Annotated in this window: 13 protein-coding genes; 5 read left to right on the top strand and 8 right to left on the bottom strand. The window is 56.9% G+C overall.

Features of this window, described 5'->3' with window-relative positions; genetic code table 11:
- Positions 1 to 55: 55 nt before the first annotated feature.
- Positions 56 to 1,786, bottom strand: coding sequence for an arginine--tRNA ligase (gene argS / locus AC6BYQ_RS02610; RefSeq protein ID WP_498056243.1), 1,731 nt, complete (start codon positions 1,784 to 1,786; stop codon positions 56 to 58).
- Positions 1,787 to 2,612: 826 nt separating this feature from the next.
- On the opposite strand from argS, the gene AC6BYQ_RS02605 reads away from it, so the two are divergent.
- Positions 2,613 to 3,179, top strand: coding sequence for a VOC family protein (locus tag AC6BYQ_RS02605; RefSeq protein WP_498056242.1), 567 nt, complete (start codon positions 2,613 to 2,615; stop codon positions 3,177 to 3,179).
- Here the strand turns inward: AC6BYQ_RS02605 and AC6BYQ_RS02600 are convergent.
- The gene (locus AC6BYQ_RS02600) at positions 3,176 to 4,324 is read right to left on the bottom strand and encodes a MalY/PatB family protein (RefSeq protein ID WP_498056241.1); all 1,149 of its coding nucleotides are present in this window, start codon (positions 4,322 to 4,324) and stop codon (positions 3,176 to 3,178) included. The genes AC6BYQ_RS02605 and AC6BYQ_RS02600 overlap by 4 nt on opposite strands.
- Positions 4,325 to 4,425: 101 nt before the next feature.
- Between AC6BYQ_RS02600 and cutC the strand changes: the two genes are divergently transcribed.
- A complete protein-coding gene (cutC, locus tag AC6BYQ_RS02595; RefSeq protein WP_063918640.1) occupies positions 4,426 to 5,184 on the top strand; it encodes a copper homeostasis protein CutC in 759 nt (252 codons plus the stop codon).
- A gap of 131 nt (positions 5,185 to 5,315) precedes the next feature.
- On the opposite strand, the gene AC6BYQ_RS02590 is transcribed toward cutC, so the two are convergent.
- A complete protein-coding gene (locus tag AC6BYQ_RS02590) occupies positions 5,316 to 7,136 on the bottom strand; it encodes a putative phage tail protein (RefSeq protein WP_498056240.1) in 1,821 nt (606 codons plus the stop codon).
- A 439-nt stretch (positions 7,137 to 7,575) separates the two neighbouring features.
- Between AC6BYQ_RS02590 and AC6BYQ_RS02585 the strand changes: the two genes are divergently transcribed.
- Positions 7,576 to 7,980 (top strand): YuaE family lipoprotein, encoded by a 405-nt coding sequence (locus tag AC6BYQ_RS02585; RefSeq protein WP_025159811.1) that lies wholly within the window; start codon positions 7,576 to 7,578, stop codon positions 7,978 to 7,980.
- The gene (locus AC6BYQ_RS02580) at positions 7,977 to 9,956 is read left to right on the top strand and encodes an FKBP-type peptidyl-prolyl cis-trans isomerase N-terminal domain-containing protein (RefSeq protein WP_498056239.1); all 1,980 of its coding nucleotides are present in this window, start codon (positions 7,977 to 7,979) and stop codon (positions 9,954 to 9,956) included. Before AC6BYQ_RS02585 ends, AC6BYQ_RS02580 begins: the two co-directional genes overlap by 4 nt.
- Before the next feature lie 36 nt (positions 9,957 to 9,992).
- On the opposite strand, the gene cmoB is transcribed toward AC6BYQ_RS02580, so the two are convergent.
- The 5 genes from cmoB to AC6BYQ_RS02555 form a co-directional block, all read right to left on the bottom strand.
- Positions 9,993 to 10,964 (bottom strand): tRNA 5-methoxyuridine(34)/uridine 5-oxyacetic acid(34) synthase CmoB, encoded by a 972-nt coding sequence (gene cmoB / locus AC6BYQ_RS02575; RefSeq protein WP_019452813.1) that lies wholly within the window; start codon positions 10,962 to 10,964, stop codon positions 9,993 to 9,995.
- Positions 10,961 to 11,704, bottom strand: coding sequence for a carboxy-S-adenosyl-L-methionine synthase CmoA (gene cmoA / locus AC6BYQ_RS02570; RefSeq protein ID WP_063918483.1), 744 nt, complete (start codon positions 11,702 to 11,704; stop codon positions 10,961 to 10,963). The genes cmoB and cmoA overlap by 4 nt, the downstream gene beginning before the upstream one ends.
- Before the next feature lie 102 nt (positions 11,705 to 11,806).
- Positions 11,807 to 12,202 carry an MAPEG family protein gene (locus tag AC6BYQ_RS02565; RefSeq protein ID WP_004932387.1) on the bottom strand — a complete coding sequence of 132 codons (396 nt, stop codon included), beginning with the start codon at positions 12,200 to 12,202 and terminating at the stop codon, positions 11,807 to 11,809.
- A 102-nt stretch (positions 12,203 to 12,304) separates the two neighbouring features.
- Positions 12,305 to 13,120 (bottom strand): DUF72 domain-containing protein, encoded by an 816-nt coding sequence (locus AC6BYQ_RS02560; protein WP_440529005.1) that lies wholly within the window; start codon positions 13,118 to 13,120, stop codon positions 12,305 to 12,307.
- Positions 13,121 to 13,167: 47 nt separating this feature from the next.
- A complete protein-coding gene (locus AC6BYQ_RS02555; protein ID WP_029988797.1) occupies positions 13,168 to 13,746 on the bottom strand; it encodes a hydrolase in 579 nt (192 codons plus the stop codon).
- Between the two features lie 215 nt (positions 13,747 to 13,961).
- On the opposite strand from AC6BYQ_RS02555, the gene AC6BYQ_RS02550 reads away from it, so the two are divergent.
- Positions 13,962 to 14,192: an FmdB family zinc ribbon protein gene (locus AC6BYQ_RS02550; RefSeq protein WP_320204121.1), complete on the top strand. Its 231-nt coding sequence runs from the start codon at positions 13,962 to 13,964 to the stop codon at positions 14,190 to 14,192.
- The last annotated feature ends 12 nt before the right edge of the window (positions 14,193 to 14,204 follow it).

Below are 14,204 nucleotides of genomic sequence, written 5' to 3'. Positions count from 1 at the left end.
CAAAATGAAAAAAGGTCGCCTTGGCGACCTTTTTTGTTTTTCCGCGCCGCGCGATTTACATGCGCTCGACGGTTTCGATACCCAGCGTATCCAGACCGGTTTTCAGCGTTTTCGAGGTCAGCAGCGCCAGCTTCAGGCGGCTCTGACGCGCTTCTTCGCTGTCGGCGTTCAGGATCTGGCAGTGCTCGTAGAAGCTGGAGAACAGGCCGGCCAGATCGTACAGGTAGCTACACATGACGTGCGGCGTACCTTCACGCGCGACGGTGGTGAGTACCTCATCGAACTGCAGCAGGCGGGTGGCCAGCGCAATTTCACGCTCTTCGGTCAGCGTCAGCGGCAGCGTCAGGCTGGTTTCGTCGATGCCGGCGCGTTTGAATACCGATGCCACACGGGTATAGGCGTACTGCATATAAGGTGCGGTATTGCCTTCGAAGGCCAGCATGTTATCCCAGTCGAAGACATAGTCGGTGGTGCGGCTTTTCGACAGGTCTGCGTATTTCACCGCGCCGATGCCGACCACGCGAGCGACGTTTTTCATTTCGTCTTCCGGCATATCCGGGTTTTTGCCGGCGATCAGCTGTTCGGCGCGCTCGATGGCCTCATCCAGCAGATCGGAGAGCTTCACCGTACCGCCCGAGCGGGTCTTGAACGGCTTGCCGTCTTTGCCCAGCATCATGCCGAACATGTGGTGTTCCAGCGAGACGGACTCCGGCACGTAACCGGCTTTGCGCACGATGGTCCAGGCCTGCATCAGGTGCTGATGCTGACGGGAGTCGATGTAATACAGGACGCGGTTGGCGCCCAGCGTTTCGTAGCGATACTTGGCGCAGGCGATGTCGGTGGTGGTGTAGAGGTAGCCGCCATCCTTTTTCTGGATGATGACGCCCATTGGGTCGCCGTCCTTGTTCTGGTATTCGTTAAGGAACACCACGGTGGCGCCTTCGCTTTCCACCGCCAGCCCCTTGGCTTTCAGATCGGCGACAATGCCCGGCAGCATCGCGTTGTACAGGCTTTCGCCCATCACGTCGTCTTCGGTCAGCGTGACGTTCAGGCGGTTATAGGTCAGCTGGTTTTGCGCCATGGTGATGTCGACCAGCTTGCGCCACATTTTCAGGCAGTACTGATCGCCGCCCTGCAGCTTCACGACGTACGCGCGTGCGCGCTCGGCGAACTCGGCGTCTTCGTCGTAATGCTTCTTGGCTTCGCGATAGAACTGTTCCAGATCGGACAGCCCCATATCGCTGGCGTTTTCATTCTGCATTTTTTCCAGGTAGGCAATCAGCATGCCGAATTGAGTGCCCCAGTCGCCGACGTGGTTGGCGCGGATCACCTTATGGCCCAGAAACTCTTGGGTGCGCGCCGCGGCGTCGCCGATGATGGTGGAACGCAGGTGGCCGACGTGCATCTCTTTCGCCACGTTCGGCGCGGAATAGTCGATAACGATGGTTTGCGGCTCAACCGGCGCGATGCCCAGTTTCGGCGCGTTCAGCACCAGGTCCGCCTGACGGGCGACCCACTCGCTGTTCAGGAAAATATTGATAAAGCCGGGGCCGGCGATCTCCACTTTACCGGCGATGTCGCCGAGATCCAGCAGTTGCACCACTTTTTCCGCCAGTTGGCGAGGAGGCATGCCGAGCTTTTTGGCGACGGACATCACGCCGTTGGCCTGGTAATCACCAAACTGAGCCTTGGCGGATGGGCGGACCTGCGCTTCGCAATCGGCTGGGGCGCCAGCGGCGATCAGCGCCTGGCTGACTTTATCTGAAAGAAGAACCTGAATATTCACCGGGTTACCTTAATGACGAACGAGGGGCCGATGCCAGCCCCTGCGGGATTCAACGGTGGCGGGCGCCGACGGCGACCGCCACAAAACAGCCTGTAAGTGTAACCGATTTGACACAGCCCGTCAGCAGTTGGCGCGGCCGCAGCGATGAAACCCTCGTCGGATGCGGCCGTCGATTGTCAGGTCGATTGTCAGAAGGTGGGAAATGGTACGGCCGAGAAAAGAGCAGGTAGGGTGGAGAGAGCCTGGAGGCTAACGTTTTTTATTGTGACGTTTGCTGCCAAACGTATTGGGGCTGCGTGATTTAAAATGACGGTAAATGGCGTATACGGCGATAATTATCAACACCAAGGATATCGTCAGCAATAGCATAATGATCATCTCGAATTAAATTTTCCTCCAAGGTAGCCGAGTTGCTTCGGTGAATCAATTGCCCAGATCGAAATTAAGATAATCCTTAGGATTTTGTTTATCTGATAATTTTATCTTCTTTTTATACAACGGGTTGGGTTTTTTGTTTTGCATAATCTGGAAGCATCATCAGGGTCCGGATAAATGAAGTAATTCAATCGGTTTAACGACTCAATGCGGGTTTACCTTGTGTAAAATAACTTAAATCCGGGCGTCATGATTAAAAAGTATAATGAAGTGCGAAAAATCTGATTTGTTATTTTATTGCCAATTTTATATCCCCCCCTTATAGGATATCGGTTTCTTGTTCTTCGCCGATGTCAGAAAACCGGAGGAACTGTCGCGTATCTCTGGCGAGTACGGCCACCACCGTGTAAATTACGGCGTTTAACTTTGCGCTCGTTGTTTTGAGGTTTCTATGACCACTCCCTTGCAGGCTATTGCCGAGCTTGACGATCTGACGCTTGACCTACCGCGTTTCGAACAGGCGTTGCAACAATTTGCCGCCAGACTGCGGCTCGATCTGTCCTCGTTTACCGCCGATCACATTTCCCTGCGTTGCCACCAAAACGCCACTGCTGAACGCTGGCGTCAGGGATTGATGCAGTGCGGAACACTGTTTTCCGAGGCGATGATCAACGGGCGGCCTATCTGTCTGTTCGATTTGTCGCAGCCGCTGGTCGTGGGCCCGTGGCACATAGACTGTGTCGAGCTGCCGTATCCCGGGGAGAAACGCTATCCGCATGAAGGCTGGGAACATGTCGAGTTGGTCCTGAGCGGCGATCCGCAGACGCTACACGCCCGGGCGTTGAGCTATCTTGCCGATGAAGCATTGCTGGCACCGGGGATCAAGCTGAAACAAAGCTCGCCAAAAAACGAAGGCGAGAGATTGCCGAATCCAATCCTGGCCATCACCGACGGAACGGTCACGATCAAGTTTCATCCTTACTCCATTCGGGACATTGTCGCCAGCGAGCAAGGCTAGTCGAACAGCGTGGCGCAGGCCCGCGCCATGCGATCGAGCGCTTCATCGAGCAGAGCCCGCCGGCAACCGAAGTTCAGTCGTACAAAGCGCCGATCGCCGAAATCCAAACCGGCGCTTAATCCAACGCCCGCGCGCTCGAAGAACTGCTGCGGATTGTCCACCGGCAACGCGCCGCAGTCGATCCAGGCCAAATAGGTGGCTTCAATCGGCAACAACTTCAATCCCGGCATGGCGTTGATGCGCTCGGTCAGCCGATCGCGATTGGCGCGCAGATAAGTCAGCTGCTCATCGAGCCAGGGTTGCCCGTCTTGATAGGCCGCCTGCGCCGCGACCAGCGCCAGCAGATTGACCTCTGGCACGATGCCGCTGCGTGCGCGTTTCAGCTTATGTCGCAGCGCCTCGTTGGGGACGATCGCCATCGAGGCGCCCAATCCGGCGAGATTAAACGCTTTTGATGGCGACATCAGGGTTATGCTGCGTTGGGCCGCGTCTTCGTTCAGGGTGGCGAAAGGGATATGACGCACGCCGGGTTCAAGCAGCAGTTCGCAGTGGATCTCGTCCGAACAGACGATTAGATCGTGCTCGCGGGCGAACTGATGGTGCTGCAACAGCTCCTCTCGACGATAAACGGTGCCGCCTGGATTCTGCGGGTTGCACAGCAGCAGGAGCTTCTCGTTGCCGCTGAGCCGTCCGCGCATCGCGGCAAAATCCAACACCCAACGTTGACCCACTGCCGCCAGCGGCACCGAGAGGTGTTGGCGCCCGGCGAATTTGGACGCTTTGCGAAACGGCGGATAAATCGGGGTAGGGGCCAGCGTGCTCTGGTGGGCTTCGGTGCAGGCGCGCACGCACAGGTTCAGGCCGCACACCAGGCCCGGCAGGAAAATGATACACTCAGGCTTGATGTGCCAGCCGTAGCGCTCTACCATGCGGCGGGTAAAAACCTCAATAAGATCATGGGATGGATGGGTGTAACCGAACACGCCGTGCGCTACTCGGCGCTGCAAGGCTTCGATCACCGCCGGCGGTGAGGTGAAATCGCTGTCGGCGACCCAGAGCGGAATGATGTCGCGATCGCGATATTTATCCCACTTAACGCTGTCACTGTGACTGCGGTCTACCCATTGATCAAAATTGAATGCCATAGTGATAACCCTGAGCCGGTTTATGCTTAAGCATGAGCCTACGTGAGAAATAAAGAAATGAACAATTGCCGCCGTATGTTGGCCGTTATCTGGGGGTGACAATGATAAAACTGGAAGTTTGTTGCTTTAGCGTCGACTGTGCGCTGACGGCCGAACGGGCAGGCGCCGATCGCATCGAGTTGTGTGCCAGCCAGAGCGAAGGGGGATTGACGCCGAGCTATGGCACGCTGCGTCTGGCGCGCGAGCGGGTTTCGATCCCGGTGCATCCGATCGTACGCCCGCGCGGCGGCGATTTCTGCTACGGCGCGGTAGATTTCGCGGTGATCAAGCAGGATATTTGCCAGATTCGCGAGATGGGGTTCCCTGGCGTGGTGGTCGGCATGCTGGATGAAGAAGGGCACATCGATCTGCCGCGCATGGGCGAAGTGATGAAGCTCTGTGAGGGCATGGCGGTGACCTTCCATCGCGCTTTCGACATGTGTCAGAACCCGATGGTGGCGCTCGAGCAGTTGACCGATCTCGGCGTAGCGCGCATTCTGACCTCCGGCCAACAGCAGAGCGCCGAACTGGGCCTGCCGCTGCTGCGCGATTTGCGCCAGGCCAGTCAGGGGCCGGTGATCATGGCGGGCGCTGGCGTGCGCCTCAGCAATCTGCACAAGTTTGTCGATATCGGCCTGCACGAATTGCACAGCTCTTCCGGCCATCTGGTGCCGTCGACCATGCGCTACCGCAAGGCGGGGGTCACCATGTGCTCCGACAACGAGTTTGACGAATTTAGCCATTATTGCGTGGATGGCGAAATGGTGGAGGCGATGAAAAACGCGCTGGCCTTGGTTGATCCCTTGGCGCAAAGCGCATAAACACGCAGCTAACCGCGTTTGACAACCGGTTTCCGGGCCGTAAGACCCCTTTGCGTGACGCTGAGCCCTCGGCGATCGCGCAAGTACCAGGCCCCGGCGTATTGCCGGGGCTTTTTTTATGCCGCGAGAGACTATTGCAACGTGTCAGGCGAGAAGTCGAAGATTTCACCCGGGCTAATGCCGCAGGCTAAAATGCGAACCGTATTATTGCCACTGCCGGGATTGACCAAGATATCGTGGATAGTGCGATTGTTGTTCATGACAAAACGCGCGTAGTAGAGGTTGCCGATGCGTATCCAGGGAATAGCCTGATTGCTCTCGATAGTGTCGGTATAGTTATCGTTGAACGAGCGGGCCCAAATGCCAGTCGAAGCTTGCGCGGTGGATTGATCGCCGATAGAGGATGCGATGGCCCAGAATGTCCTCGGTCCCATGCTCCGATGAATACGTTGACCCAAACCTTTGTAGGCCGGGTTGTCGCCAGTGGCCGTCAGAAGATTGCTGTCTACCGTCAGTTTCCCGTCAATAAACCAGCCTGTAGGCTGATTGTCAGCACCGATGGCGATCAGATTGCTATTCGTCAAATAATTTAGCGGGGCATCATGCAGCTGATAGCTGCGTTGTGCAATGCTCAGTGTGCCTCTGAGAATGTTGTAACCAGCTTCATTGTTCAGACTGCCGTTTGTCCACATTGGCATAACGGTGTTGCTGAATGAGAGTTGATATCCAGCGTTCGCTTCGAAGCGAATAGCCTGAGGAGAGAGTGAGCTCTTCGGTCCATTGGCGGTAGCGAAGCTAACATTGCTGATTTGCACAGGGGTGATATTAGATTGGCCAGTAGATTTTCTTAATACCAGGAACCCCCCAACGGCATCACCATAGTCATTAATATAAGAGCCGTTGGTGATTTGAATATTGGCGGAGGAATCTGAGTCGATATCAATTCCGGTACCATTTCTGTCTGCCATGAAGTTGCTTAGGCTGAGACCGCCTAAATAGGAGGTTCCTTGTGTTGTGGTTTTGATAAAGATCTTTTTGCCATAAGAGAATACATTCACCATAAACGTATTGTCGTGGCGATCGAAATTGAAAGCACAAGAACCGGCTACGGCGATAGAGGCAGTAACCGCGTTTTCTGTCGGACGCACAACATTGGCATTGACGTGAACATTGGTAAATCTGTTGATGTCCCTGCTTTCATAAACCCTGTAGTCGCAGCGGACTGCCCAACCGTAGATATTCTCAAAGTTGTTGGCTTCTCCTCGAGCTTCAACAAAGTCATAGGCGCCTACATAACGGCAGTTGGCGACTGACAGAGCGCCGGCTGCGGTAATGGTGGCACCGTATTGAACGAATGCCTCCGGCTGGGTGGCCGTATATTTTTGATCCGGGTAGAGGAACGACCAGCCATCAAAGACAACATTCTTATCGCAGGCGAAACAAACCGTACTTGCGGGTTTTTTGATAATGAAGGCACTGTCGTCCGCAAGGCCTGCCCGATTAGGGCCATTGCTTGTAAGGCTTGCAGGGCCTTGAGCAATACCGCGACGGGAGCCTCTCACAGTGACGCCGTTAGCGACGTTGATAGGTTGAGCACTGGTCAGCAGATATTGAGCATTTTCCGAAGCATAGACCACTTTGTTTTTTAAACTCGCGGCATAGTTTAATGTCGCGCTGATTGCTGCATCCGAGGCGGAGGCACCACTGGGATCGGCGCCGAAGTGATCGAAACTGAGTTTCTGCTCTAGTCGTTTCCAGCGGGCTCCTCCCGTTGTCACCACCACGGTGCCGTTATTGTCCGCACTGGTTGTATCCGTTTTCGCATAATAGAATTCTCCGCCGCCGGCGAAACGTCCGGCGGTGTGAGAAACTAAAAAGACAATCTGGTCATCTGTAACTGGCGTCAGATTACGCAATTCACTGATATTATTTACACTAATCATATTGCTCATGAAATTTCTCCTGTTGGTTGGCAACATGATTGTCAATCAGTCGGGACGATTGAAACAGTCGATAAGGCTTGTAGAACGCTGATACAGCGTAAAGTCATGCCCCGGCGTATTGCCGGGGTTTTTTTTATGTTTTGTAAAGACTATGAGTCCGTTTCAACGCGGTATCTCGGTCGACTACCCCCCCATATCTTCTTGCGATTGTTATGTCCTGCTGATAAGTTTGTGAGTTAAAATCCTTTAAATATCATAATATTAAATGATTTTTTGATATGTATTGATGCAGTGAATTATTGGCGCCATGCCTCTCATTGCTGCGTCTGCATTTTCATGTCCGAACACAGCCTGGCTGATGGCCGGAACATCACAGCATCAATTGAGGAGAGCCGTCGGCGCAGCCGCAGAACGCGCTGATGGCGGACTTAACAAGGAGATAACGATAATGACCCGAACGGCACACTGTTTGACCGCTGCGCTTTTGCTGACCTTGACCCTGACCGGCTGTCAGACCGCCAAGCGGCCTGTTTCAACCTTAAGCAAGCCGCCCAGCGCAGAAGAAATTGCGGAGCAAGACAAGCGGCAGCGTGAGGCCGAACGCATGCAGCAATGTCAGCGCGAACTGGATGCGATGCGCGGCATGGATAACGAAAAGTACCAAAAATTCAAACGCGAATTCGATACCTTGATGGGCGGTGCAGCGCAATATGCCGGGGTACGCCAACGGGTCAATACGGACACGCAGGAAACCGTCGACGCGCTATATCGTTATCGTACCAACCGCCTTTGTGCGGACATCAGTTCTGCAATGATGACCGGACTGGCTGAGCGCGGAGAACGCGCCAAATGATCCTGCGTGCGAGAAAGGCATTGCTGAGCCTGATGATACCCTTGGCGTTTGCGCCAACGGTTGCCGTGGCAGATGACGATGTGCCTGCGCTGTTGCAATTTGCCGAGCGCTACCAGCGGCAGGATGCCCCGGCGGCGGACGCCGCTGCAACGGCCGTCCAGCCCCAGGAACCCCAAAAATCGGCGAGCCGGCCGGTTCAACCCCGCGAGGCGGCCACTCAGAAGAGGCAGCTGGCGCAGTTGCAAAAGACGCTGCGCGAGAAAGGTGCGCGATTGGATCAACAGCAAGCCGCTATTCAATCATTGCAGCAGGAACTGACCGCGTTGCGCGTCGCGTCCTCCCTGGCGGCTGCCGATAAACCGGCAGCGGCACCCGATCTGAGCGCGTTGAGCGACTTTGCCAGCGGCGTGCGGCAGGCGTTGAACCTGACGCCGCAGGAGCGACAGGCTCAGGCGCAAATAGCCGCGGCGCAAACGGCGTTAGCGCAGCAAAAGCAACAAACCGAGGAGCGAGATCGACGCATCGCATCGCTGGAACAACGGTTGGCGACGTTGTCTGAACCGTCTGATAACGTTCCGCAGCAGGTCTGGCGGGAAAAACTGACGGCGGCGCAGACCGCCAACGATAAAGCGCGCCAGCGTTATGAGCAGGACAAAAAAGCGGCCGCCGCTGAACTGGAACAACAGAAGGCCGAGGCCGCCAAGGCGCAGGATACGCTCCAGCAGCAGCTGGCGCTGCTGCAAAAACAGCAGGAGGGCCAACGGCAGCAGGGCGGGCAGCAAGAGAAAAGCCTGAAGGCGGCGTTGGCGCAGCAAAAGGCCGAGGCCGCCAAGGCGGCGGGCGAACTGCAGCAGCAGCTGGCAACGCTGCAGAAAGAGCGGGACAGCCAGCGCCAGCAGGGCGAGCAGCAAGAGAAAAGCCTGAAGGCGGCGTTGGCGCAGCAAAAGGCCGAGGCTGCCAAGACGGCGGGCGAACTGCAGCAGCAGCTGGCAACGCTGCAGAAAGAGCGGGACAGCCAGCGCCAGCAGGCCGAGCAGCAAGAGAAAAGCCTGAAGGCGGCGTTGGCGCAGCAAAAGGCCGAGGCCACCAAGACGACGGGCGAGCTGCAACAGCAGCTGGCGCAGCTGCAGGAAAAAAACCAAAAGCAAACTGAGCAGGCTAAGACGCTGGAACAACGTTTGGCGACAGCAGTAGCGGAAAGCGCGCAGGTAGCGCAGCAGCGGGATAACGCGGCGCAACAGGCGGACAAAACGGCGACGGCGCTGGCAGCCGCCCATCAGGCGCAGCAAGCCTTGCAGGAGGAGCTAAACGGGCTGAAAGCGCGGGCCAAATGGCTGCCGGATGCACTGACGCTCAAGAAAAAACCGGAGCAACAGAGCTATGCCGCCGGTGTCGCCCTGGGGCGCGACATTCAAACGATGCTGGCGGAGCGTAAAAATTGGGGCATCATTCCCGATAAAACCGTGCTGCTGGCCGGCGTAATTGATACCTTCAACGGCCATTACCAACTGAGCGATGCGCAGCTGGCCAGCGCATTGGCGGAGTCGGAAAAAGCGGTGAACGACGCCAGAAGCCAGGCGGCGAAGACGCAAACCAGCAAAGGCGAAGCGTTCGTCGCCGAGTTTAAAAAGAAGAAGGGCACGCAGAAGTCGCCAGCCGGCTTCTGGTATCGCATCGATTATGCCGGTGATGAAGCCATTGCGGAAAATGCGCGGGTGGACATCGTGGTGAAAGAGAGCTTGACCGACGGCAGCGTGATTCAGGATATGGATCGCAGTGGGAAGGTGATGTCACAGCCGCTCTCCGCCTATCCGCCGCTGTTTCGCGAGGCGATAGGCCATCTGAAAAATCACGGCTCGCTGACGATGGTGGTGCCGCCGGAGTTGGCGTACGGTGAAACGGGCTATGCGCCGCAGATCCCGCCGAACGCGACGATGGTCTATGAGCTGCGGATTGTCGATGTCGGCAACGGGTAAATGCGGGCCGGCGCAGGCCGGCCCGATTAGCAAGCGCTAGGGCTTTTTGGCGGTCAACACGGCGCGCAGCGGCGCCGGATAGCCTTCAACCGTTTTGCTGCGGTCGTTCGGGTCGAGGAATTCAGCCAGCGACTCGCTGGTCATCCAGTCTGTACGGCGCTGTTCTTCGAGGCTGGTGACGCACATATCGGCGATTTTCACGTCGACGAAGCCGCATTTCTCCAGCCAGCATTTCAGCGCTTCGGCGGAAGGAATGAAATACACGTTGCGCATCTGCGCATAACGGTCGCCCGGCACCAGCACCTGGTGGCGATCGCCTTCCACCACCAGCGTTTCCAGCACCAGTTCCCCCTCGGAGACCAGCTGATTTTTCAGTTGGTACAGGTGATCGAGCGGCGAGCGGCGATGATACAGCACGCCCATCGAGAACACGGTGTCGAACGCCGCCAGTTCCGGCAACTGCTCGATGCCGAGCGGCAGCAGGTGGGCGCGCTGATCGCCGCCCAACAGTTTGCGCACCGCTTCAAATTGGCACAGGAACAGCTGCATCGGATCGATGCCTACGGCAAAGTGTGCGCCGGCGCCGATCATGCGCCACAGGTGATAACCGCTACCGCAGCCGACGTCGAGAATAGTACGGCCGGCCAACGGGGAGATGTGCGGCAGCACGCGATCCCATTTCCAGTCGGAATGCCATTCGGTATCGATATCGATGCCATACAGAGAGAAGGGTCCTTTGCGCCATGGCATCAGGGTGCGCAGCATTTTCTCGATACCTTCGAGCTGGCCCGGCGACAGCCCCGGCTCCATCTCGGCGCGCACGCCGTGCAGCAGATCGAGGCGGGTTGGGGTCAGCGTCGGCAAGTGCTCGACCGAGTTGAACCACTGTTTGAATTTGCCGTGCAGCGACTCTCGCTGCCAGGCGCTGAGCTGCGCGGGCAGCGTATCCAGCCAGTGGCTGAGGGGGCTCTTGGCGATATGCTGATAGAAGTCACCAAACTCGATCATTGCGCATCCCCCGCTTTCAGAGCGATCAGCGAACCGAAGTTGAAGCACTGGAACCACACTTCGGCATGCTCGAACCCAGCCTGCTGCAGACGCGCCTTGTGCGCTTCCACCGAGTCGGTCAGCATCACGTTTTCCAGCATGCTACGTTTTTGGCTGATCTCCAGCTCGCTGTATCCATTGGCGCGTTTGAAATCGTGGTGCATGTTGAACAGCAGTTCGCCGACTTCGGCATCTTCAAAGCTGAACTTCTCCGACAGCACCAGCGCGCCGCCCGGGCGCAGGCCGCGATAGATTTTCTCCAGCAGACGCAGGCGGTCGGCGGGTTCGAGGAATTGCAGCGTAAAGTTCAGCACCACCATCGAGGCATTCTTGATATCGATATCGCGAATGTCGGCTTCGATAACCTCAACCGGTGTCTCGGCACGGAAGGCGTCGATATGGCGGCGACAGCGTTCCACCATCGCCGGCGAGTTGTCGACGGCGACGATATGGCAGCCGGGCACCTTGATATTCCGCCGCATCGACAGCGTCGCCGCGCCCAGCGAGCAGCCGAGGTCATATACCCGGCTGTCGGGTTGCACAAAGCGTTCGGCCAGCATGCCGATCATCGAGATGATGTTGGAATAGCCGGGCACGGAGCGTTGGATCATGTCGGGGAACACTTCGGCGACGCGTTCGTCGAAGGTCCAGTCGCCCAGTTTGGCGATGGGGGCGGAGAAAAGGGTATCGCGGTTTGGCATAGCGGCAAATCAGTTCAGAATTCGAAGCTGCGTAGTCTAACAGAAAAGCGCAAAAAAGCGGAGCGGAAGCAGGCGGCGCGGCCGCCTGATGATAAAACGGGATCAATGCAGGCTGAAAATCAGATCCCACGGCAGATAGAAGATATTTGCCAGCACCATCAACAACAAAGAGATATAGGTCGCGGCCATGCCCGAACGGCGCCAGCGCACCTCGCGGTTGCGTAAACCGTAGTAATGCACCAGCCGCCCGGCCATCAGCATCAGGCCGCAGAGGTGAATCATCCAGATTTCCGCGCCGTTCATCTCCATAATCACCAGCAATACGGCAGCGATAGGAATGTATTCAACGGCGTTGCCATGTACGCGGATGGCGGTCTGTAATTCGTAAAAACCGCCGTCGCCGTAGGCTACGCGGTACTGCATCCTTAATCTGACTACGTCATAAGAGAGTTTGATCAACAACAATGCGCCGAGCACCACATAAAGCGCGCTTACCATTTTTCACTCCGTTCCCTAACCAAAACTGGCAGCCAGCATCATAGCCGTCATTGTATTCACTGTCGCGGGGAAATATTTGATGTTATTGGTCAGATTAATAGGTCAAAACAGTGCATCCTGTTCCGGCCAGTCCGGCGGCGCAGGCAAATCGGGGATCGCCAGGCGCAGCTGTTGCCAAATTTTTTGCGCTTGCTGGGGGGAATCGCCGTTGTCCGGCGTATGAATAAACAGATAAGGCTGATGCTGTTGCTGCCACAGCGGCAGTTTTTGCTGCCAGGCTTCGAACCAACGCAGGTTGTCAGTCAGTTGATCGCCACCGATAAAGCGCACCAGCGGTTGGTCGGCGGTGACCAGGGCGTGTACCGGCAGCTTCGGCTTTTTCTGCTGCGCATCGCGCACGGCGGCGCTATTGGGGGCGGCGTGATGCACCGGGCGGCTGTCGAGGATCACCCGATTGATGCCGCGCTGATGCAGCCCCTGATTCAGCGCACGCTCTTCCTCGCCCTTGGCGAAAAACGCCGGATGGCGCACTTCAACGCCGTAGGTGAATTCCTTCGGCAGGCTTTCGAAGAATTGCCACATGCGCGGCAGCTCGTCGGGGCCGAAGGCGGCGGGCAACTGCAGCCACAGCTGGCCGATGCGCTGGTGCACCGGACTCAGGCAGTGGTAAAACGCCTGCAGCTCGGCGGTGCAGTTGCGCAGGGCAGCCTTGTGGCTGATGTCCGACGGGAATTTGAAGCAGAAGCGAAAATCGTCGCCGGTCATGTCGCGCCAGCGCTGCACGATCTCCAGTTTCGGCAGCGCGTAGAAGGTGGTGTTGCCTTCCACGCAGTTGAAGTAGCGGCTGTAATCCGCCAAATCACGCAGCCCGATACGGTTCCAGGCCGAATGTTGCCACTGCGGCAGTCCGATGTAGATCACGGCGTCGTCTTCCTTTACTTAGCTCATCAGGCTACAACTTAACGTTACCGCTCGAGCGCGGCAAGAATTTCGCCGGTGTCGCGCACCCGTGCCAGCCGCGGGAAGATGTGCTCGAACGCGAAGCGGTGCATTTCCGCACTCTGCGCGCTGCAGGCATCTTCGGCGATCAGCAGTTCATAGCCGTGCTCCCAGGCGGCGCGGGCGGTGGACTCCACGCCGATATTGGTGGAAATGCCGCCCAGCACCACGGATTTGACGCCGCGGCGCCGCAGCTGCAAATCCAGATCGGTGCCGTAGAAGGCGCCCCATTGGCGTTTGGTTACCCGAATATCGCTGTCGCTGACCGCCAGCTGCGCGGGGAACTCCCACCAATTGGCCGGTAAACCGCCGGCGGGCGCGGGAGCCGGTTTGTCCACCGGCTGCTTCAACGCTTCGGCGAAGGAGTCTGACCAGCCGACGCGCACCAGCAGTACCGGCGCGCCCAGCATACGAAAACGCGCGGCCAGCAACGCGGCGTTCGCCACGACCTGATCGGCGCTGTGCGGGCCGCCGGCGTAAGGGAGAATGCCGTTTTGCAAATCGATCAGCACCAGAGCGGTGGTTTGGGCGTCAAGTTTCAGCATGGATTTCATCTCGTTGCGAAGTGGATAAAAACTGTTCGGTGCGCCAGCCGAGCGGCGTAAGGCGCAAAACCGGGGGAGAGTCAGGCTACGTGAAAAAACTGTCGCAGGTTAATAGGAAATTTGTTAATCGATGTGTTGATTCGGACAAAAACGCGCCATTTAGTGCAGTAACAATGCTGTGTTCGCACTTATCGGGCGGATGAATTTCCTTTATAATGACTCCCTTTTTTCAACACTCTTTAATCCAACGACCTATGCCGATTTATGAATATGCATGTGGTGCTTGCAACCATCGGTTAGAGAAATTGCAAAAATTTTCCGATGCGCCGCTGGCAGACTGCCCGGCGTGTGGGCAGCCCGCGTTGACCAAGTTGATCTCATCCTCCGGTTTCCAGCTTAAGGGCACCGGCTGGTATGCGACGGATTTTAAACCGGGCAACAAGTAGAATTTATCAGAT

The organism is Serratia sp. LTN-2, assembly GCF_059740205.1.
This window is presented reverse-complemented; position numbering and strand designations above follow the sequence as displayed.